This is a genomic window from uncultured Polaribacter sp. (genome assembly GCF_947497695.1).
Classification (GTDB): Bacteria; Bacteroidota; Bacteroidia; order Flavobacteriales; family Flavobacteriaceae; genus Polaribacter.
This window is the reverse complement of the sequence record NZ_CANMHM010000012.1, coordinates 16970-41401: the sequence shown is the minus strand read 5'-3', so window position 1 is coordinate 41401 and position 24432 is coordinate 16970. Positions and strand designations below refer to the sequence as shown.

Below are 24432 nucleotides of genomic sequence, written 5' to 3'. Positions count from 1 at the left end.
AATTGCCCCAACAAAAAACATACATTATAATAAATAAATACATTTATTGATAAATTATCAAAAATCATTAGGTTTTATAAGGAATTCGTAATTGTAATCTTGATAAATATTTACTATTAAAATAAAAATAAAAATAAATGTATGGGAAATGTTGTGGTAAATTTACACAAATAGAAATTTGGTATTGTAGTATTTTTGTTTTGTTAACAAAAGTTGAATTAAAATACGTGCAATTAATTGACCTTAAATTACATAAACATCAAAAATTTCTTTTAAATAGAAATAAAGAATCGTTATTATTGGTCATCAAAAATGCATTTTCTTTAGCTATTTTTATTTGCTGAATAGAACGAGTATCTTTTGGAACATGAAGACCACTTTCTAATGCAGGTATAAAGTGAAAGTTATTTTTACCATCTCCTAAAAAAAGTGATCCATAACCTGCATCATAACGTGTTGTTTCTACTTCTACCCCATAATGATTACCAATTGTTAAAATGTCTTTAAAACCATCTGAATTAAAATCATCTACAATAACACTTTTAATTGGACTCACTTGTGCTTGTATAGGTAAGTCTTTAGAGATAAGTTTTCCGTTTTCATTGATTAAAATAATACTTTCAAAATTTTCTATCTGATAAATGACAGCTCCTTCAATTTTATCTTCTGGAAGAATATCTAATAATTTTGAAGATGCAAAACTATGGTAATCTTTAAATTTTTCTGAAACATAGGGCATTTGCTGGCTTGTGCATTCTCTTCCTCTCATAGGTACATAATTATCTTTGTAATATTTAGCTAAAACAATATCATTTGTACCATTATTGTCAAAGTCATTAGCATATACCTTAAAAGGATGTTCTTTTGATGCTTTAAATTTATTATTTCTACCTAAATTACCAACTATATAATCTTCATCTCCATCATTATCTATATCATTGGCAGTAATTGACCACCATAAACTTCTAAATTGATCAGTGATACCAATATTTACAGAATCATCTTTAAATATTCCTTTATCATTTTTAAACACTTTTATTTTCATCCACTCTCCTACTATTAATAAATCATCATCACCATCTTTATCAATATCACTAAAAACAGCATCTGTAACCATTCCTAAATTTTGAAACTCTTTAGCAATACTTTCTTTTGCTTTTTTAAATGTTCCATTTTCATTTATTAAAAAATAACTTGTAGCAGGAAAAGGATATTTACCTGATATAAGTCTTGTACCAACAAATAAATCTAAATCTCCATCAGCATCAATATCTGAAGCTTTAACACATTGTGAACTTTCATAAATATTAGGAATTGCTTTTGAATTTTTTGTAAAAACACCTTTACCATCATTAATATATAACCTGTCTTTTAATAAGGGGTTTCCTGTTTTAAATTCGCTACCTCCACTTGTAACATATAAATCTTGATCATGATCACCATCAACATCAAAAAATAATGCCCCTAAATCTTCTGAATCTTTATCAATACTCCAGGGTTGAAATTGACTTTCTTTAAATTTTCCATCGTTGTTTTGTATATACAAAATACCTGCTTGTTTTGCTGCACCACCAATAAATATATCTTCTAAACCATCACCATTTACATCTGCAACTGAAGAAAAAGGTCCGTTTGTTGATAATTTGTGAGGCAAAAGAATTTCATCAGCAAAATCATTAAACTCGTTTTCTTTGTGAGTATAAGTAAGCCCTATTTTTTTAGCATCTATTTGTGATAATAAAGTACTGTTTTCTTTATTTTCTTTACCCTTTAACTTTGCGTTAGAATATTTAGCGGTAAGTGTTTGATTTGCTGAAATATTATTAAAAAAACTAGTTTTACCATCTGGCCAAATAACTGATACTTTTTCTATTTTAGTATCTTTTCCTAATCCAAAAAATAAGCCTGACTCTACAGAGGATAAAAAACCACGTGTTACATTATTCTCTGCAATTTGCAAATTACCATTATGATTAATAATAGCTTTGGCACCATAACCAAATTGATTTTTATCTGATCCTTCTAATTTTATTTTTAAAAAATTTCCTGTAGCTTTATTCTCATATACAAATGCAGGTTTTTCCATATTATTGATAACAACATCTAAATCGCCATCATTATCTAAATCACCATAAGCAATTCCATGTGAAAAACTTGGAGTATTAAAGCCCCAGTCTTCACTTTTATTTATAAAATCAAAACCTTTACTATTTTTAAAAACATAATTACTTAAAGGGTTTGATGGAGTTTTTTTACTATATTTAAATAATTCATCATAAGTAATATTTTTAGAATTTGCACTAACATCTCTTTTGGCATCATTGTTATCAATATCTTTTTTTATACCATTGGTAACTATTAAATCTTTAAATCCATCATTATCAACATCAAACAAAAGACTTGCCCAACTCCAATCTGTATTAGAAATTCCTGCTAAATTTGCAATATCAGAAAACATACCTACACCATTGTTTATCTGTAATGTATTGGTCATATATTGATAACTATTTGTTGTTTTTACGATTTCATTAAAAGCATCACTACTCATTGTAGCCATATTCATTTTAGATCTGTAATGATCATTTGGAGTCATGTCTGTTGTAAAAAGATCAATTAAACCATCATTATTTACATCTCCTGTGTCAGAACCCATACTATATTGTGAAAAATGTTTTAGTTTATCTTGTATTACATTTTTAAAAGTTCCGTCTCCGTTATTATAATACATAAAATCTGGAGCGGCATAATCATTGGAGACATATAAATCTACAAATCCATCATTATTAAAATCTGTTGCGTTTACGCTTAAACCATAAGCTAACTCTCTAGATATACCTGTGCTTTTAGAAATATCTGTAAATTTCCCAGCATCATTTCTATAAATTTTATCTTTAAAAGATTCAACATCTTTAGGAGTTACTTTATTTACGAGTAGTATTTTATTGTCTGCTGGTTGATTTACTTGATACATGTCTAAATCTCCATCATTATCCATATCAAAAAATACAGCTTGTGTAGAAAAACCTATATCTGCCAATCCATAAGAGGCTGCAGACTCTGTAAAAGTTAAATCTTGATTATTTATAAAGAGTAAATTTCTTCTTTTATCAATATCTAAAGAATTTCCATTTCTACTTACATAAATATCTAAATACCCATCGGCATTAATATCTGCCATTGTAACACCCCAAGTCCAACCTGGACTTCTTACTATTTTAGACGATTTAGAAATATCTTCAAATTTAAAACCACCTTTGTTATGGTACAATCTATCTCCAACTTGGCTCCCACCAAAGAAAATATCTGGCAAACCATCATTATCTAAATCGCCAATTGCAACTCCAGAACCTACATATATTTGAGCATAAAAATAATGGTTAAAATATGCTGTTTCTTTTATGCTATTGTTAAAATCAATTCCTGTTTTTTCTGAGGATAATAATTCTAAGCCTCCAACAAGTGTTTCTGGGTATAAATTACGTTTTGTATTTTGACAAGAAATTATAAAAAAAACAACAAATAATAGTACGTTAAAATAAAGTAATTTAGTTTTCATAATTGTGTTGGTATTAAAAGTAAATATAAAAAATATTTGCTGTTTTTAGTACAATCCTTTAATTATTAGGATACATTTTTAGTTGCAACTAAAAAATTATTGAATAAAAAAGCGAACTTTCTATTGATAGAAAACTCGCAAAATAAATGTTAAAGAATTTATAGCTATTTAAAATTTCAATTTTTTACTTTTTTTCCAAAATCTCGAATAACATTAAACACTTCAATTATGGCTAACTTTCATAGATTTATCAAAAGATGAAAAATAAATACTATATTTTCTTATAAGAACACTGATATTCTATTTTTATTGATTTTTTTTCTTTTCTAATGCTGTACTTATTTCCAATGCTTTTTCTTCTGTTAAATCATAATTACGCATAATCCACATTGCAGCCAAAGTACCAGCAATTGGTAAACCAGAATAAAACAATCTGATACCAGTAATAGATGCTTCTGAGTTTTCTGCATCTGGTACAAAACCTACCAAAGCCATTATTGCTCCTGTTAATAAACCAGCAATCGCAAAACCAAACTTTACCATCCACCAATAAATTGCTCCAAATACACCTTCTCTTCTTTTACCTGTGTTTAATTCATCAATATCTATCACATCAGAAGTCATAGACATCATTAAGGTAAATAAACTTCCAATTCCGAATGAGAAAAAAGGCAATGCAAATAAAAACATATAAGGTTTTCCTGGGATAAATAAAAACCAAAGCATTAAATAACCAATAACAGAAATTCCTTGAGAAACTAAAAAAGCTTTCTTTTTACCCAATGTTTTAGATATTTTAGCCACAACAGGAATCACTAAAAAAGTAGTTACCAAAGCACCAACACTCCCTAATAAAGTTGGCCAAATACCTGCTGCTGCTGCATCTCCATTAAATAAATAATAAACCACTATAAAAAATGAAAAACCTGCAACTGTATTAAATGCATTGAATATTAAAAATGTTGAAAAACATAATTTTCTAAATACAGGAATTTTAAAAGCTTCTTTAAAATTGACTAAAATTTCTTTTAAACTACCTCCTATTGTTTTTAATGTTAAAGGTGTTAAACTTTCATCATCTTTAGTAGACTTACTCTTTATAAATATAGCAGGAATCATTGCTAAAATAGCACAAATAACAGCAACCCAAACTGCTAAATTTCTTGTTGCAGCTGCTGCTCCACCTTCAAACCAAGAAGGATCGTACATAACAACCCAAAACCAAGGAGCTATTACCCAAGCCCATTGCCCAATCCATTGTGCAACTGCCATAATGTTGGTACGTTCATGAAAATCATCACTCATTTCATAACCCATTGCAACATAAGGCACAGAAAAAATAGTTAACCCTAAATAAAAAACTAAAGACCAAAATAAGAAATACATAAAATTATAACTTAAAGTATCTACCTTGTATAATTGCCACATCAAAGCAAAAGAAATCCCCATTATAACTGCTCCTAAAAACACATAATGTCTACGTCTACCCCAAACAGATCTTGTATTGTCTGAAATAAATCCCATAATAGGATCTGATATTGAATCGAAAACTCTTGGAAGAAAAAATAATACTCCCCACATCCAAGTAGGGAAACCTAAATCTTGAATTAAAACAACCATAAAAATACCCAAAGCTGCAGGAAACATTTGATTGGCAAGCATGCCTAAACCAAAGGCAATTTTTTGACCCATAGGTACTTTACTTTTTGATGCTAAGATGCTGCTTGACATAAATTTTATTTTTTAGTTAATTACATCTAATAGGTTTTAAAACCTTTAGATTTATTTGATTTTTTGGCTGTTATTTTGATGATATCATTATAGTTTGTAATGCTTGTGCATCTATATTTACAAGTGTTTCCTTTTCTCCTAAAAGTAATTTGAAACTCTTTTTAGTTTTTCCTTCATTAAAAACCACCACTGCAATAGAACCATTTGGGTTTTGAGCTGCAGTTACTTGTAACTCTTTATCTGTATTTTCTATGCCAATAACTTTAGCCTTGGGTCTAATGTATTTACTAAAATGAGCCATTGTATAATACAAGGGTGTAAAATAAACTTCATCTTTTTCTGGATCTACAATTACAGGAGCAATACACCAATTTTTAAACCAATTTGGGCCTCCTTGTTTGTCTAAAACCATGTTCCAATCTACCCAACCATCTACCCAATTATTTAGGCAACCAATAATGTCTCTTGCATACCTGTTAACAGGAGCATACTTTGGGTGTAAATATTTGTCTTCTTCTGGAGCCCAGTCCCAACCCCAATCTGTAGATTCTTTTTTCCAATACCAAGCATCATCTTGCCAAACAGGAACTTGAGAATCTACACAACCTTCTGTTTCGATTAAATACTTATCTGGTGCTTTGTAGTGTGCATATTGTAATTCTTTAGAAAAAACCTTATACGTACTTTCGTACCAATGAATGGCTGTTCCATCAAAATATTTAGAAGATTCTGGAGTTGCATACATAGAGTCTACCCATTCTTTAACTCCTTCTCTATTTTGGTCATATCCTAAAATAATTTTATCTCCATAACCATCTTTTTCTAATTTTGGACCTAAATGGTGTTGTACAAATTCCGTCATTTCATCTGGGGTAAAATGCATACTTTCCCAATTATTTCCATTCCCATGAGGTTCATTTTCTACTGTAAAACCCCATATATTTATTCCTTGTGATTTATAAGCATTTAAATATTTAGAAAAGAATAAAGCCCAAGTATCATAATATTTTGGTAATAATTTTCCTCCAACCCACTTGTTATTATCTTTCATCCAAGGAGCTGCTGTCCAAGGAGATGCAAATATTTTAAATCCGTCTTTGGATACTTTCATCGCATCTTTTATCATCGGAATTAAATCATTCATATCTTCTTTTATTGTAAAATGCTCTAAATTAACATCTTCTAGAACAGGAGAATACGAATAGTTACTTAATGAAAAATCACAAGAATTCATGTGGGTTCTTGTAAGTGAATAATTTGCTCCTTCTTCTGCAAAATAAGCTTGTAAAATAGTATCTCTATTTTTTTTACTCAATCGATTTAGTAAATAAGCAGAAGCTTCTGTAAAAGCACCCCCAAAACCAGTTATAGTTTGATATGTTGTATTAGTATTTATGGTTATTGTTGATGGATTTTCAGCTGCTTTAAATTCAGATATTTTAGTTAGCTTATTTCCAGCTTCTGAGGTTTCATAAACATCAACAGATAATTTTTTATTTTTTTGATTACAACTTATCATCATCAATAAAAATAGTGCGTAAAAAAAATATTTTGTTTTCATTCTGATGAATTTTATCTTTTATAGTCTGTATTAGGTACAAAAACATCTTTCATTAAAGTTTCTAAATCTCCATTGTATGTTTTAGTAATTTGTTTTCCGTTTCTTGTTAAACCCTTAAAAACTCCATCATCAACCAAACTCCAAAGCGGATATTTTGCTTCTCCTTTTAGATTTATCAATCCAAAATGATTTTCTGAGCCATTTGGGTTGTTTGCATCTTTCCATTGTTCATCAAAAGCTTCAAAATAGAAACAAGAAATTCCTTGCTTATTTGTCCAATTTCTTATGTAGTTGTAATACAAACCCTGTTTATATTCATCTGTAGCTCTTGATCCATTTGCCCCATAATGTCCGTTAGAAATGGTTGCCCAACCTGTTTCTCCTATATGAATTGGTTTATCAACCCCTAAACTTTTCATATAATTTTTAACACCATTGTATTGGTTTTTAGCAAAATTGAATGCTCTTAACATTGATGCATCTATTTTTTCTTTATCAGAAAGATTATTTAAATGATTTGGTGTTTTCCAAAACTCAGGATTGTAGTGTGAATTATGATAAGGATAAGTATGCATAGATATATAATCTACTGCTTTTATTAAACTTTCTAAATCTTTTGTATGATACAATTCATCTCCTCCACCCCAAGAAGAAAAATCGTCTGAACTTGTAATCCAAATGTCTTTAGCAAGAGCTCCGTTTTTCTTTAAATTTTGTAAGTGGTTTACCCATTTTAAAATAACATTTGGTTGTACGTAATAGTTTTCTGCCCATTTTACCATGGCTTCATTACCCACAGCAATTACTTTTACAATTTCTGGGTATTTGTTAGCCAAAGCAACTGCTCTTGCTATTTCTCCTTCATTTTGTGCACTTTCAATATTATGGTTTGGAGCTTTATTTGTCCAAGCATTCAAACAATCTATCCAAGCACCTAACATTACATACATATCAAAATTAGCATCTTCTTTTTTAAGTTGATGAATGGCTTCTAAAACATTTGCTGCATGAGGCAATTTTGGCTGCACATTGTAGGTTCTTAAAATTTTAATGCCCATTGCAGATAATATTTTAAGATCTTCTTTTAACTCTGTAATCGTTGGTTGAATATCTCTTGAAGTAGCTCTGTAGCCTCCATAAGATATTGCCAAGTATTCAGAATTTCCTAAAATATATGCTGCATTCATTATACTTTTTTGCTGTACTATTTTCTTCTCTTTAGAAGTACACCCAAAAATCAAAACAATACTAAGAATGACTATTTTAAAAATTAATTTCATATTTGGGATTCCTTTATCTAAACTTATTTTATTACTGAAACTTCAATTCTATCTATATCTCCTGTTCTTTTAAACATCATTTTAGAAACCTTATTATCAAGACTCAAGTTTGAAAACTCTTCTACTTTATCATCTGTAAAAAACACTTTTATGCCTTCTTCTTTAGCATTGGTATAAATAATTGGAACCTGACAATAAGTAAAACAAAGCGAATCTTTTTCTATTACAATTGATGTATCTTCTTTGTTTATATTGGTGTATTTAAAGTTTTTTGTTGATGTAACAAACTCACTTGCTCTAAGCAATCTTGGGTTAAAGATAATTTGTCCGTTTTTTACAAAAACACCTAATTCACCAATTCTACTCAACACATCTTCTTTAACCTGACCTGTCATTCCTGGTTGTTGTGCTCTTTTGCCTGCTGGTGTATGAGAATAAGGATCTGTAGGAAAAGCACCATATAATTTAGGCGATTTATGCACTCCAATACCAGCCTGAATTTCATAATAATGATCTAATAATTGCCCGATAAGAGCTTCACTTTCATTATTTTTTACAGCCAATAAGCAATTTTCTTGAACTGCTAATAATAATTTAGAAACCATGTGCCAATAAATAGACCCTAAACCTTCATAACCAAAGAAAGTTCCTGAACGACCTGTAAATGCTTTATGGTTAAATACTTCCTCGAAAATAGAGAGTACTAAATCTGATTCTTTTACAACCAAATCAGTATAATTTTCTGGTAATTTTTCGAATGTTTCTTTTAAACTATTCGCATTATTAAAGTTTGCATTAAAATGAAATTTACCTGTAATATCTTTATTAATTATTTGCGTGTTTTCATCATTCATTAATCTTAATAACAATTCAGATTTTTCTATAGAAACAGTCGGAATTACGTTTTTCTCATCAAAACGTGGTAAGTTTTTATTTGGGTATAAAATATAACTGTATTGATCTTTTCTAAACAACGCACTCGCTTTCATACCATCTAAAACCTCTAATGCTTCTTTTGATGATAAATAACCAGCACTTAAAACAGCAACTTGGCCTTCTAACATTTCAGACAGATAAGAAATAGATACTTGTGTATCATTTTCTATGGTCATTAAATTATAGGAATGATATAAATTATCAGAACGTTTATTTGCTTTAATCGTATGTTCTAAATATTGTTTTGTGATGGTAAAAAATGCTAATAATTCGGTTTTTGTAACCTGAGTTTTATCACTTGAAAAACCAATTTTATAAATAGTAGTTCTGTACAAACTTGCAGCTTCTCCTAAACCATCTAAAATCGTTTTTCTGTCTGTATCAGAAACTTTGCCTGAAAGTATGTTTTTATGCTGATTTAATGTTACTACAACAGAATTAAAAAAGAGAGCCAATTCACCAGAAATATTTACTTTTTCTGTTGATGATTTGGCAACTATTTTTTCAAAGAAATTTATAAAACGATTTAAATAATTTAAAGTTACCATAGAAACTCCATTACCAACTAAAGCATTGTTGGCATCATTCCATTCTGGTCTTTGGGTATTCATCCAAATTCCTCCTTCAGGAATAAAATTAGATACTTTTGCTAAAACTGTTGCTAATAATTTTTCTAATAAATTTACCTGATAAATTGTATTTTTTGCGTCTCTTATTAAAGCTCCATCAGCTCCTAAGTTTTCTCTTTTTAGTTCTATTTTTTCTTGTAATTTGTAATTAAAATCAATAGTATCTTTAGAATTTGTTAAAATTTCTTGATAACTTTTAATTACATAAGGCACATTTGCATAGACAAAAATGTCTTCTGTAAAACGTTTTTCTAATTGAGTTGGATAGTGATTCTCTATAAATTCTAAGAATTTTAATAAGTAAATAATCTGATGATCTCCCCAATAACCAATATAAGACCAAGGATCATTTTCTTCTATAACTTCCCAATCAAAACCATCTTTTGTAACTCTATAAGGATTGTAACCATCAAAAGTAGTGGCGTTTAAGAATTTATGAATCATACTCTCAATAAATTCTGGATACGAATGAGCTAAGGTTTCCCAGTTCTGGAAAATATCTCGCCAATTTCCTTCGTAATCTAAAATTTTAGAACCATCAATTTCACTTTTAGTATTTATAGAAAACTTGTTCCATGGTCTACTTGGATCTCCATGTCTTCTACTAAATTTTAAAGGTAAGTACTCAAAACAAAGTCTTTTAAAATTTTTATTTGCATCTTTCTCTGCAATATCCAAAATTACATCCAGAGTAAATACATCTGGTAAGTTATTTAAAGTTGCTTCTTTACTTTTAAAAACCTCTTTATTTGCTTTACCTATATATTTTTTAAAATCTTCTTTTTCAATTTTATAATCATCATCAAAAGTACCACCTCGCATTAAATTAAAAAGTGTATTTGCAAAATGTCTTGTATTAATTAATGGGTCGTTGGTTAGTTGTAAACCATCAGCTGCAGTTGTTAAAGCGATTAAATTTTTAGTACCAAGGTCAATATCTTTATCAATAATTTCTGTTAAATTTTCATCTTTTTTTATTGCTGATGCTATTTTTTGAATATCACCAATTGTTTGATTTACATTGGCTACAAAGCTCCATTCTTTGGTTTCATTGGCTTCTAAAACAATTGCAGTACTAATAAAATAAGCACCTTTTTCTGCTTTAACATCTTCTTCTTGATAAATTTCTTTGCCTTTTCTAAAATTATCTAATTGTAAAGATGATAACAAATAGGTTGGGTTTTGAATACCATAAGACCAAACTATATTTGCTTTTAAAGCTTCACTTGGCTCTGCTTTATCAACAATAATAGCACTTAAAGCAAAAATACCTAAACCACTTTCTTTTTGTAATTCACTTTTTTTGTAAGCATCAACTAAATTACTTCTTGAGTTTTGTAAATCTGTTTCAACATCCGAAGGAATAATATTTTGCAAACCATCTATAAATATGATGTCTATTTTTTCTGATGTATTGTTTACTAACGTAGATTTTTTTACAAATCCAAATTGATCAGAAGAGCTCCATTGATATCTAAAAGTAAGTCCTAAAGTTTCATTAACCTCTTCAAAAACAACTTTGTTACCATAGCTATTTTTATATACGTTTTGTGTTGTTTGATACAAACCGATTTGCCTTTGGGTAAATGGTTCCCATAAATACGTTTTACCGTTTTTAGTTACCCTAAAAATAGATTTACTTCCTGTAATATCTGCAGATTCTGTAATTTTATCATCTGTATAATATGGAAAAAGAGAATGTTCGCTATTTTTTCTACCAGCTGTAAGACCTCCATTACTTGAAATAAACATCCAGTGGTTAGAGTCTGAGACAATACTCATAAAAAAAGGTCTCATTTCATTGCTATTAGAAATCTTGTAATAAACTTCGTTCTCAAAGTTTATCATTTCTCCTTTTACCTCTTGGGCTTGAAAGTTTGCTTTATTTTCTCCTAAAAAAATAGTATTCTTTGTCATTAAAATTAGCCTTCTATGAATCTCTAAAAAAATAGTAATTCGTTATTCAAAATATTGGTTAGTACTTTTTGTGTATTCGTTTTGTTCTTTTTTCCCTCCTTAGATTAGAGATCAATTTATTTTATTTGAGGTGTTTTTATATCGTTTTAAATATAGCTTAAAACGATTCTTAAAAGCCAACAAAATATTTATGACATCTAAAAACTTAGCTCTTACAAAACTTTTACTTCTTTTTATTAATGCTCTATAATAAGCAGCTTGAGTATGAATTAATGATTACTCAAGCTGTTTATTAATAATAGTAAAAAACTAATTATTGAGCTTTTATAACTACATTATCTATGTTTACTGAAGCGGCACTGTTTACTAACTCAGCTAAGAAAGATATTCCTCCTGCAACTTGAGCTGCAGATCCTGGAGTAGTAAAAGTATACGATTTACTTTCCCAAGAAGCAGATGAAATACTAGTAGTATTCTCTGTTAGAACATGTTGAGTTGCAGCTACGTCTCCACCATTTTCTCCTTCAGAAAAAGTAAATGCCTTGAACAAACCACCCTCACCAAATTCACCTGATGCTTTAATATCAAAAGTAACAACATAAGTAGTATTTGGTTGAATAAGACCTGCACCAAGTCTTTCTTGCTTTAATGCTGGGTTTACACCCGCTGCAGATTGAATTTGAGCAGATTTTGTACCCCCATTACTAATTGTTGTTGAGATGGTTACTAAACCTCCATTGTTAATTAATTGCCAATCACAGTCACATGCTTCAAAATCTCCGTTAAATAATAATTCACCTACTGGAGCAGCAGGGCATGTAATTGTATCATCACATCCAGTTCCCCCTCCAAGAGTACTTGAGGTTCCACTTCCACCTGAATTACCACCTGTATTTCCACCACCAGAACCTAAGTTCAACTTTAAATCATCAAAATAATACGTGTTTGCATTTTGAGTTTGTAAATCAAAAAACAATACAATTTTATCATATATATTAGCATCAGCTGCACTTACAGGAAAAGTTAGTACTTCCCATTCATTAATTTTAGTAGTTGTTTCATTAGAAGGAAATTCTTTTGCAATTCCTCCGTTTGTTTTATCTTCTAACTTTAAAGTTACTTTATAACCAGATTGTGGCGAGTATACTTTCATTGTAAAATTTGATCCATCAGTAAATGCTAATTTGTTTGTTAAATCAATTTGTAAATTATCCCAAGGGTTTTGATTGCTGTTTGTAGCCTTACCTACTTTACATGAATTATTTACTGAAGAAGTTCCTGGATTATCAACATATTCATACGTTGTGTTGTCTTGAAAAAACTTACCAACATCTGCACCTTTTGTTGCTATAGTACCAATATCTGTTAAAAAAGTTAAATCAAAACTTGATGCACTAAGAGATTGAGCAGCATCTGTAGTACAAGCTCCTCCACCAGTATTTCCACCACCAGAACCAGCGTTTAATTTTAAATCATCAAAATAATACGTGTTTCCGTTTTGTGTTTCTAAATCAAAAAACAGTACAATTTTATCATACTTTCCACTATCAGTAGCTCCAAAAGGAACTGTAATTACTTCCCATTCGTTTGTTTTTGTTGTCGCTGAAGAAGCTACTTCTGTCTTAATACTATTATCATTTTTATCTTCAAGCTTCATAGTTACTTTGTACCCAGACTGAGGCGAATACACCTTCATTGTAAAGTTTGATCCATTTGTAAAAGTTAATTTACTTGCTAAATCTATTTGTAAATTGTCCCAAGGGTTTTGGTTGCTATTGGTTAGCTTACCTATTTTACATGAGTTATTAGCATCTGTAGCTGCAATATTATCTATATATTCATAGGTTGTATTGTCTTGTATAATTGTTAAGCTAGACGCTGGATCTGCCATAAAAGTTAAATTAAAATCTACCGCATTTAAAGACTGCATTGTTTCTGCTTCACATAAAGGAGCAGGAGATTCTTCTGATGCAACTTGAACTAAATCATCAATATAAAAGGTTCCTGTAGTAGCTCCAGGTCCATCAATAAAAACAACAACTTTAGGATATGATTTTGATGAACTAAAACTAAATGTTAATTCTTCCCATCCAGAACCAGTGTGATTTACTGCTGTTTCAACGGCATCACTTTCTGATATTTCTAATTTTAATAAAACATCAACAGCTTTATCTGACCAAACATTAACTTTTATTGATTTGTTTGTTGTTAAATCTAAATCTGTTCCTAATTCTAAAGCTATCCCTTCAAAAGCTGCTCCACTATTTACAATTTCACCTACTTTAGAGGCAACATTATTTGTACCTCCTAATGCAGGATTATCTACTATCTTAAAAGTAGTACCACTAAAAGTAGCTACAGTGTAACTCACTTTTGCATTATCAAACGTTACTGGAAAAGCAAATACTTCTGGAATTTCGAAAGTAATAATGCTCTCAAAAGTATTAGAAGCTCCCGCAACATTTTTCGCTTTTAACAATACTGTATAAGTACCACTTGCAAATGTATGTATTGGATTAACTTCTGTGGATGTTGTTGCTGGTGAGTTTTCTGTCTCGTCTCCAAAAGACCACTCATAACTATCAGCACTTTCAGAAATATTTATAAAAGTTACAGTACCTGTATCTACATTAATTGTATAGGTAAAACCAGCTGTTATTTGAGGTAAATTTTTCTCATCTTCTTTTTCACAGCTTAAAAAAGATAAAACTAAAAGCAATATTGAAATTTGCTTTATTTTTTGAATGATTTGTTTCATAATATTTATTTTTAAATTTTATTTATTTTTGATAAACTCTAACGTAATCTACAAGCATCCTTTGAGGAAAAACAGTTTCGGCATTTGGCGCCCCTACATAATCACCTCCAATAGCTAAATTTAAAATGATAAAAAACGGATGATCGTAAACCCATTCTCCTGTAACATCTTCTGGTGTTATTTGATTATACAATACATCATCTACATAAAAATTGATGTATTCAGGTCCCCATTCAATTCCAAAAACATGAAACCCAGTATCAAATCTATCGTTTAATAATTCATACGATTTCCCTATAGATTCTCCAGCAGAATAACCAGGACCATGAACTGTTCCACTAATTAAGGTAGGTTCTTGTCCACGATTTTCCATGATATCAATTTCTCCACATTGTGGCCAACCCACTTCATCAATATTAGCACCTAATAACCAAAATGCAGGCCAAGTTCCTTGACCATAAGGCAATCTAATACGTGCTTCAAAACGCCCATACTTCTGTTCAAATTTGCCTTTTGTTAGTATTCTTGCTGATGTATAACCAGCACCATTAAAATCTTCTTTTTTTGCCGTTATAATTAATACACCATTTTGTACAATCGCATTTTCTGAACGGTCTGTATAATATTGAAGTTCATTATTACCCCAACCATTAGTACCTGTACCAATGTTAAAATCCCAAATGGTATTATCTAAAGATCCATTGGTATCAAACTCGTCTTGCATTACTAAATTAGTAAACGTTGCAACTGTCTGCTCTTCATCTGTATTACAACTTGTTGCAAAAAACAGAGTGAATACAATAAGTAATGATTTAAATAGTGATACTTTTATTTTATATATTTTATTCATATTATTTATTTTTAATTATGGAAATAGATATTATCTAAATAAAAACTCTCTATAGATGATGTTGTTGGGTTATTAATATTCTCATAAATAATTTGACCAATATTATTTTTATTTACCATTGTTATTGGTATTTCTAAAGTTGCCCAAGTGTAAGCTTCAAAATCTTCTGCATAGAAAAACACTTGTTGTGTTGTATCATCTCCTCCACCATCTGCTTTGTCGGGACCAAAATCTTTTATAGTAATTAAAAAATCTAAATCTGCTGGTATTTCTGCTGGTATGTACATATTTATATGTAAAGTAGATTTTTCAGTAGCATCTACAGTTGGACTTGAAAACTGATGTCCAACAAAATTAAAATTAGTATAACCTAATATGTTATTATTATTTAAAGTAAAATCTGCAGATAATGTAGTTTGGAAAGGCTCCCAAAAACCATTAAAAAAGTCAACAGGAATATTAGTATAGGCATCACTAAAAATTGATATCACGCTACTTGAAGCTAATGTAGGAGTTGGAGCAAAATCAAAACTTCCAATAGTTTCTATTGTTAATGATCCAAGAGCTTTTACACCGTTTAATGTTGCTGTTATTGTTGCTGTTCCATTACCAACTATAGATACAACTCCTAACTCACTTACTCTTGCTACATCAACATCTGTAGAGTTAAATGTAAAATATGAGGGAGCAACAGAAACTGTTTGATTGGCACCAGAACCTAAATTAAATGTTTGAGTAAGACCACGATCAGCCAAATTTACTGTACCTCCATTAAAAGCTTGTTCTGTAATTTCTTCTCCATTTAAAATAGCAGGACGTGGTTGTGCAATAGTTCCTAATTTTTCAAATTGCAAATCATCAATCCAAAAACTATAACCTCCTTCATCATTCTCATTTTCTGCACCTTCTGCATACCAAAACATACCTATATGCTCAATTAACTTTTTAGGGTCTGGTATAGGTACAATATACTTTGTCCATTTTGTTGATATTGCAAGATTACTTGCTGTAACTTGGTATTTACTTCCGTTTCCATCAATTCCGAAACCAATTTCATTAATATCTGCTCCTTTAGAAGCTTTCGCCCAAAAGGTTAAGGCATCATATCCTGATAAATCTCTTGGTGCTGTGCTTGGAAAAGTTGCTCCTCCAAAACCAACTCCAAAAGAAGGAATATCGAAACGCATTGAAGCTTCTCCTGTATAACTTTCATCTGTATCTACTGAAAATGCTTCTAAAAAAGAACCTCCAAAAGGAAAGTAATCTAAACCACCTTCAAAACCGTCAATAAAAATTTCGGCAGTAGTTGCATGTGTAGCAAATTCAGCTTCGTCTGAAAGATGTCTTTCACAACTTGTAAATGTTATCAAAAACAATCCTAAAACAAATATGATTTTCGAATCTATAAATTGTATAATTTTCATTTCTTTATCTTTTTTATTTTCCAATGTTGATATGTATGTATGTTCTAATTTCCCATTCACTTCCATTACCAAATCCAACAGGACTAATAGTTGGTGATGTTGCAAATTCTGCGGCTACATTAGGACTATAACGTGGTGAAAATTCATCTAAAGAACGCCATGTTCCTCTAATTCCCATTTTAGTATTTGGTAATATAAACCAACCTGGTTTACCTAATGTTGTAGAAAAATCTAACATTAATTGTGTTGGGTAGGTTAAGTTAAAATCTCTATGATAATCAAAAGGTCCCCAATCGTTAAACTTAGCTGTTGCTGTAACTTTTAGCTTATTGTAAATCATTCTAATATCTCCTCCACCTCTTTTTATCAATCTTACATTATCACCATTAGCTTGTCCGTTCCCATAAAATAAGTTCGCAATAAAACCAAAATCTGGATTAATTTTTGAAACAATTCTAGAACTTACTTCCCATAAATCTTCTGCAGGAGCAGCATTAGGAAATGCAAAAAAGTTACGATTTGCTAAAAAACCAATATGTGCATCTTGTGTTGTTGGTAGATGTCTAAATACAAAACCTAAATTCATTGCTAATTTAGCATCTTCTGCCCTATCATTATCCCATTCATACATCCAAGTACCTGGTGTTGGATCATAGGTAAATAGCCATTCCATTGCTGTTGTTTCTCTATTACCTCTTACAGCAAAAGGATCGTCTATTACGTTTCTTAATCTACCTGGCGCGTTTATTCCATTAGGCATTGCAGCTACTAAAGGCTTTTGATATAAGAAATTAGGAGCAATTTGTAAATTACCTGTAGAAAAAGTTGCTCCTGTTAAAAAATTAGTCTGATTTCCACTTCCGTTATCTTTTAATTTCCATCCTGTAAAAGTTTGTGTTTGATCTGCACCACCATTGGCAACTAAGCCCATAATTGCACCTTGAGCATACCAATTAAAAACACCTTTTTGATAGGTGATTTTAGCTTTTCCACCCCAATTGTCTGAGCTTTTAACTTTATCTACATAAACAACCTGTTCTCCTATGGAATTGGTTGCTACATCTTGATAAGAAGACCCGTTTAAAGGACTTCCTGCCCAAATACCTCCTAATGTAATTCCAAAATTACCCAACTCTCTCTCTACTGCTATTGCAAACCTCTCTGTAGGAAATGCAGGAATAATACCACTTCGAACTTGATTTGCATCTAAAATACGACGACCAGTTAATGGATCTATATTAATATCTGTTTCTACATCTCTATGGTAAACACCTGTAATACCATAATGCCCTACTTTTTTACTATATTTTAAAAGTGTGGTTGGGTTTGCCCCCCACCAAAGTTGAGGTCCAAATGCTCCTTTTAAACCATTAAAAGCTCCTTTTCCATCAATCTCAACACCTAAAATTTCACCTCCATAAATATCTAAATTAGGTCCATAGTTTGCTTCTGGATACAATCCAAAGAAATCACCTTCATAACCCCAATGATAATGACCTGTTCTATAAAAACCTCTTAGATCAAAATCTTTAGCAGACCACTCAAATTCTGCGTTGTAAACATTTAAACGATTTACATCATTTAAAATAACATTACCATCATCTGTGTTTACTGTTACAGATCGCCCCCTATTTTCATAAAAAATTTCATCAATAGCATTTTCTGCTACATTACCAATAATATTAAAATTTACGTTGGCTCTCATATTAGGAGCAGGATTTCCTTCAACACCAATGTAATAAGATTGCATGTGATCGAAACCTAATTGACTAGGAAAATTATTTGCGGTTGGATCTGCAGTTTCTGGGGTTGTAATTAAACTACCACCTGTATTAAAAGTAGTAAACTCAGCACGTAAATTACTCAATCTAATTTTTTCGTTTCCTCCCATTGCAGCTTTATCTCCTCTTGCTCTTAAAACGGCATCCATTAAATTTACTTTAGAAAAATGATCTGCTATTGTAGCAGAGGTAACTCCATCTTTAAAAGGATTTAAAGAATGTACTTCTTTTAAAGAATAATATGCTGCACGAGGATATAAGGTGTAAAGACCTTTTGAATTTGTTGGGCCTTTGGCACAAATACCAAACCACTCTTCATTCATATTATTATTACCATTTTCCATATCTAGGTAATACCCTCCATTTGCCCAAGAAGCATTATTATCATGTACATCTAGATTTTTAGTTTGACCAAATTTCCACCATCCATCGCTAAATTGGAAAGTAAAACCTCCTAGAGAATTTCCAACTTTTCCCATTCCAGAAGCATTTTCATAAATATCTTTCCAGTTATTTACCATATAAAATGCTTGCATTTTTTGATCTTCTTGGTTTGTAATTGCATTAAATGCATCTGCACCAAACTCAGTAAAAAGAATTGGTTTATTTAATTTGTCTTTTACTACTTGAAATGCATCTCCAAAAGATTTTCCACGATACATATTGGTACCATATATGTCAATATCTTTACATTCTTCTGCTATAATATCAATAAACAAAACATCACCATTACAAATAGCAATAGGGTTTGATGGATTGATTTCTTTCATAATTTTAGCTGCATCATTCATTAGCTTATACATAGGTCTACCACGTTTCTCACCAACTTCTCTTTTCTTATCTTCTTCATCAGGAAAATCTTCCGTTTCTGCACCAGCCCAAAAAAGACCATAATTATTTTCATTACCTAATAAAAACAATAGCAAACCAGGTGTGTTTTTATATTCTTTAGCTAATTTAGTTACTTCACCTAATAATACTTCTTGTGTTTTCTTATCTCTGTAATCTGTTACTGCAACCCATGCTCCGTTTAATGTAAGACCATATCTACCAAAAGAATGGTTTAACATTGTATAAATTCCATAGGTTTCATAAATATAAGTAACCCATTTAGGTTGAATGCCAGTATATTGTCTAACTGCATTTACACCCATATTTTTTAACAAACCCATTTCTGCATCTAAAGCTGCCTTAATGACATCATCAGATTGTTTCCACAAACTATAATTGTAATTTGTTCCGATAGGAATATAATCCCAGTTCATACCATTAACAATAAATGGTTTTCCATCTACTTGTAATCTCATTCCTTGTACATCTTTTACTACAGAAACTTTACTGGTTTGTGCAAAAAGATTTAATGTAAATAAGAGAACTGTTAATCTTAAAAAGATGTTCTTCATAATTTATTTGATTTAATTAATACTTTAAAAGTTGGTTAATTGTTTAAAGGAAAATTTAACAGAAATATATATCTATTATTTGTTTGATAAAATTATACTTAATTTAAAGTTAAACAATAAAATTAACCACAACAAAAAACATACAGATTTTTAAAAAAAACAGAAATGGGAATAAATTTCTACTAAAAACAAGGTTTTACAAACATGTATAAAATTATCACAAAAAGATACTAAATTAACTTTGTTGTGTTAATGTTGTGGTAAAATATAAACTTGTTTGGGTGTTATATTTCTAAAATGTAATTTGTTAAGTTAGCATCATGAGGTAAATCCATCTTTTTTCTTAATCGATACCTTTTTACCTCTACACTTCTAGGAGATATATTTAATAAAGGAGCAATTTCTTTTGAAGATAGATTTAGCCTTAAATAAGCACAGAGTCTTAAATCATTAGGAGTTAAACCAGAATGTTTATCTTTTACTTTTTTAAGAAAATTCTTATCAGCATTGTTAAATGCCTCTTGAAACATTTTCCAGTCATCTGTATTGTTTAAATTTTTATCTATAATCTTAACAACTTTAGAAATATTTTTCTCTTTGCCATTGATTAATTCAATTTTTATTGTATTTAAAAAATCATTTTTCTTAATAATATTCATTGTAGAGGTAGCCAGTTCTCTATTTTTACTTTCAATGTCATTTCTTAACTTATCATTATTCAGTTTGATAATTTGTTGTGAACTTTCTAGCTCTCTTAATTCTAGTTCTTTTTTTGCTTTTTCTAACAATTCTTCTCTTTGCTTTCTATAATATCGTTTTGATGCAACATGAACTAAATAAAATGATATTAAAAATAATAACACATAGATTGTAATTAGTAAATTAGAAAGATACCAAGGCCTTTGAATTGTAAAACTATAAGTAGCTTCTTTACTACTTATTTTACCATCAACAAGAGCTCTAACTTTAAACGTGTAATCGCCATAAGGTATATTTTCAAATAAGACAGATTTAGTTACTGATGGAACACTCCACTGCTTACTTTGCCCCAACAAAAGGTGTTGGTATTTTATGCTTGTTATTTTACTATAATTAGGTACACTGTAATAAAATTCTAAATTATTTTCTTTGAATAAAAAATTATTCTGTGATAATAGATTTACTTTTACCTTTGGACCATCTATAATAAAGTTATTAATTTCATTTATTTGTATTGTAAATTTAAGATCTTTATCTATTTTATTTAAATCTACAGTTATATAACCATTAGAAGTACCTATTAAATATTTCTCATTTTCTAAATGAATAATATTTTCATATCCATAAGTAGCTTTTGGCATAAAAGCTGAAATTGGCAAGCTTTTTACAATAGGTTTCGTAGTTAACTTTCCTGGAATTAAACATTTAATACTTTCTTTAGAGAAAGACCAAAGCACATTGTTAGATTTATTAAATGCTAATTTAGCAGAGATAAAATCATCTTCAGAGATTAATTGGCTATAAATAATATCTTTTTTAAAGACATCCTTATTTTTATCATATAAAAAAACACCTGCTTTACTTGAATATAAAATTTTATCTTGGTAAGAGATCAAACAAGAATGTAGGCCTTTATCAAGTGATTCTTCAATTTCTTTACTTAATACTTTCTTAAAATCTTTATCTAACGTAAGCTTAAAAACTCCTTTATATTCATGGTTTACTAAAAATTTGTGTGAATTATATTTTTCAAAGTATTTACTAGATGTATTAAAACCAGCTATCTTATTTCTTAACCCCCAATTATTATTCTTTTTTTGTAGAATGTAAAGCCCATCATAACAACCTTGAATAATTTTATTTTCGTCTATTTTTTGAAATTTCCAAGTACCTTGTTTATTAAAAATTAAATTAGCTAAATTATTCTTTATTATAAAAGTACCAGAATCATGTCCACAAAATAATGCTCCATCAAATACAGCTAGACTCCAAACCTGACCTTGTGTATTTTTTATCAATTTAAAAGGGGCTTTAGAATCTTTTTTTCTAAAAAAAAGACCTTGATTTGTACCTAAATACAAATTATTTTCATGAACTATTGAAGCATAAACTGTACCAATAAAATCGTTTTTATGATTATATATTTTAAACGGAGAGCTATTATTAATTGAATTAATACCATTATCTAAACCTAACCAAATATTATTATCAATATCTTCAAAAACAGAAAGTAATGTGTTATTATTAAGACCAGAACTTTGCGTAATCTGATAATTTATCTCTCCATTACTATTTAAATATATAAAACCATCTGAAATAGTGCCTAATGCAAAATCATTATTTTTTAATTGTTTGGCACTGTAAACCGTTAATTTTTTTAAAATTGTATCTGAAGGAATTTTCCATTTTACAAGTTTATTTTCTACTAAATTAAAAAAACCAGATTTTTGAGTTAGAAACAATAACCTATCCTCTTTTTTAAAAATTTCAACAATAATATTTTCTTTTAATATTTTATCATCAGAAATTAACTTAGGGAAACCATTTTCTATTTTAAAGATTCCTTTATTTGCTTCTTGAAAATAAATAACATCTTTTACTTTTGATAATTTATGAATTTTAAATTCTGAATTAATAATCTTTACCTCGTTTGTTTTTAAATTATAAAGATAAATTCTCTGCAAAGATTTAAATAACATCCAACCATCAAGCTCTATGATTTCCCATATTTGCTCATCATCTAACATTTTAATATTTTGTTTTTCAACAATAGATGTAAATTCTAATTCTGAGAATTCATTTTTTTTCCAAAACCCAAAATCCATATAAAAACCTGTATAAACTTTATCTTTTAATACTTTTACAGATCTCATTATGGTTTTATTAGGCGTTGAATACAATTGCCAATTTGCTCCATTAAACTCTAATAAACCCTTATTATTAGCTACATAAATAAACTTGTTTTTTGATTGAGATATCGCCCAATTTTGATTTTCTGCTTTATAATCTTTAGCTGTATAGGAATTAATAGGAGGCAACTCTTGTGCAATACTTGCAAAAGAAATAAACAGTAGAAATACGAAAGGAAATTTTCTAAGCATAATAAAAACGTATAATGTTTGGTTTACAATTTACATTAAATATTATAAAGTATAGAAAATTACCCTATTTGTATGGTTTTTTATGTAAATAAAAAAAACTTTTAAAATACTAGACAGGTAAAATGATACAACCTAACATGTATGTTAAGCATAAACAAGAAAATTACTCTTTAAAAGGACTCATAGTTAAATGCAGAGAAAAAAAACAGAAATACTAAGTTTTTAATGATTAAAATAGTGTCTAATTTTTAAAAAATACTTTTTCTTAATTTCTAAACTTATTTTGATTAATAATAGATTTAAGTCGTTGTTTTAAATCTTCTCCAGTATCATAAATCATTTGTTCGTCTGTAGGAAAAGGAACAACTCTTAAGGCAATCATATCTAAAAAAGAAGATTCTAAAGCTCTTTTATCTCCTCTGTAATTTGCATAAATATGCTGAAAATCAAATTGACTTGCAATTGGGTATGTTTGAATGGTTTGTTTTGTTGTGTAGTCTACAAACTTTACTTTCCCTGTAACTTGTACTGTTTTAAATTGTGTAAATTGGTATAATTCACAACGCACTTTTACCATTTTATCTACTTCTATCTTTTTACCCTCTTTATCCAAAACTTGGTTTCCTTTATCATCTAAAAGAAAAACAGTTCCATCCTTAACTTCTCTTTCTTTAATAATTTCCTTTTCTCTGACTTGTTCTGGAGAAACCTGAATTTTTCTAAGGTTTAATTCTAAACCAAAATCGTAATTAATTTTAGCGTCTTTAGCTGCATGATAAACTGTCCACAAATCATTTAAACCATAGGTGTCAAAATTTAACAAATCTTCTTCTAATCTTTTAGGAATCACTTGTTCTGTTTCGTTTTTCATGGAAACAAACACAAAATCTAAACCTCTTTGATGAGCAATTTCTATTAAATTACGAACATCTTTAAAATTAGGGTGTATTTTTTCTATGTATTCTAAATCATTAAAAGCAGTTCTATAATCTAATTTATTATCTAAATAAAATAGCTTTTTTGCTTTGGTATATAAATAATCTGATAATTGATTTTTTGTATTTATAATCTCATCATCATAATTGCTAAATTTAAAAACAGCATCTCTATTTTTCTTTACAATAGGTAAAGGCAACAATGGTTTTATAACCTCTTGTCTGTTTTTTAAATTTTGATAAACACCAAAAATAGTCTCTAAATTTTCTGGGTTTTCATCTTTTTTTAAATATGTAATTCTGTCTAAATCTTTTTTATTTGCTTTAGAAAAAGCTTCTTCTAATAACACTACATAAGGTTGATTTCCTTTTTTTGTTTTGTTTCTTTTTAAATTATCTAAAGCAATATCAATTGCTTTGTCATAATTTCCATTACTAATTGCTTGTTGTGTGTTTTTAACACTGTTACAAGAAATAATAAATAAAGAACAGACAATGATTAATAGTTGTTTTTTCATAATGAATGATTTTAGGAAGCTATTTCAATATACATGCCAAAAGTATTAATTTAAAATATAAAAAAGGAGTTAG

The 24432-nt window shown here is 29.4% G+C and carries 11 protein-coding genes; all 11 read right to left on the bottom strand.

What is annotated here, in order from left to right; translation table 11 throughout:
• Positions 1 to 259 precede the first annotated feature (259 nt).
• Positions 260 to 3556: a VCBS repeat-containing protein gene (locus tag Q0731_RS11115; protein ID WP_299064045.1), complete on the bottom strand. Its 3297-nt coding sequence runs from the start codon at positions 3554 to 3556 to the stop codon at positions 260 to 262.
• A gap of 306 nt (positions 3557 to 3862) precedes the next feature.
• The gene (locus Q0731_RS11110) at positions 3863 to 5287 is read right to left on the bottom strand and encodes an MFS transporter (protein WP_299064042.1); all 1425 of its coding nucleotides are present in this window, start codon (positions 5285 to 5287) and stop codon (positions 3863 to 3865) included.
• A 70-nt stretch (positions 5288 to 5357) separates the two neighbouring features.
• Positions 5358 to 6848, bottom strand: coding sequence for a glycoside hydrolase family 30 protein (locus Q0731_RS11105; RefSeq protein WP_299064040.1), 1491 nt, complete (start codon positions 6846 to 6848; stop codon positions 5358 to 5360).
• 11 nt (positions 6849 to 6859) lie between these two features.
• The gene (locus Q0731_RS11100) at positions 6860 to 8128 is read right to left on the bottom strand and encodes a glycosyl hydrolase family 17 (RefSeq protein WP_299064038.1); all 1269 of its coding nucleotides are present in this window, start codon (positions 8126 to 8128) and stop codon (positions 6860 to 6862) included.
• 23 nt (positions 8129 to 8151) lie between these two features.
• Positions 8152 to 11610 carry a hypothetical protein gene (locus Q0731_RS11095; RefSeq protein ID WP_299064035.1) on the bottom strand — a complete coding sequence of 1153 codons (3459 nt, stop codon included), beginning with the start codon at positions 11608 to 11610 and terminating at the stop codon, positions 8152 to 8154.
• 313 nt (positions 11611 to 11923) lie between these two features.
• Positions 11924 to 14368, bottom strand: a complete 2445-nt coding sequence (locus tag Q0731_RS11090) for a PKD domain-containing protein (RefSeq protein ID WP_299064032.1) — start codon at positions 14366 to 14368, stop codon at positions 11924 to 11926.
• Between the two features lie 22 nt (positions 14369 to 14390).
• Positions 14391 to 15218 carry a glycoside hydrolase family 16 protein gene (locus Q0731_RS11085; protein ID WP_299064029.1) on the bottom strand — a complete coding sequence of 276 codons (828 nt, stop codon included), beginning with the start codon at positions 15216 to 15218 and terminating at the stop codon, positions 14391 to 14393.
• Between the two features lie 11 nt (positions 15219 to 15229).
• Complete coding sequence (locus tag Q0731_RS11080; RefSeq protein WP_299064027.1) at positions 15230 to 16642, bottom strand: glycosyl hydrolase family 16; 1413 nt, start codon at positions 16640 to 16642, stop codon at positions 15230 to 15232.
• 13 nt (positions 16643 to 16655) lie between these two features.
• A complete protein-coding gene (locus Q0731_RS11075) occupies positions 16656 to 19826 on the bottom strand; it encodes a glycoside hydrolase family 2 TIM barrel-domain containing protein (RefSeq protein ID WP_299064025.1) in 3171 nt (1056 codons plus the stop codon).
• 284 nt (positions 19827 to 20110) lie between these two features.
• Positions 20111 to 22906 carry a LuxR C-terminal-related transcriptional regulator gene (locus Q0731_RS11070; protein ID WP_299064023.1) on the bottom strand — a complete coding sequence of 932 codons (2796 nt, stop codon included), beginning with the start codon at positions 22904 to 22906 and terminating at the stop codon, positions 20111 to 20113.
• A gap of 265 nt (positions 22907 to 23171) precedes the next feature.
• On the bottom strand, positions 23172 to 24359 hold the full coding sequence (locus Q0731_RS11065; RefSeq protein WP_299064020.1) for a hypothetical protein: 1188 nt from the start codon (positions 24357 to 24359) through the stop codon (positions 23172 to 23174).
• Positions 24360 to 24432 lie beyond the last annotated feature (73 nt).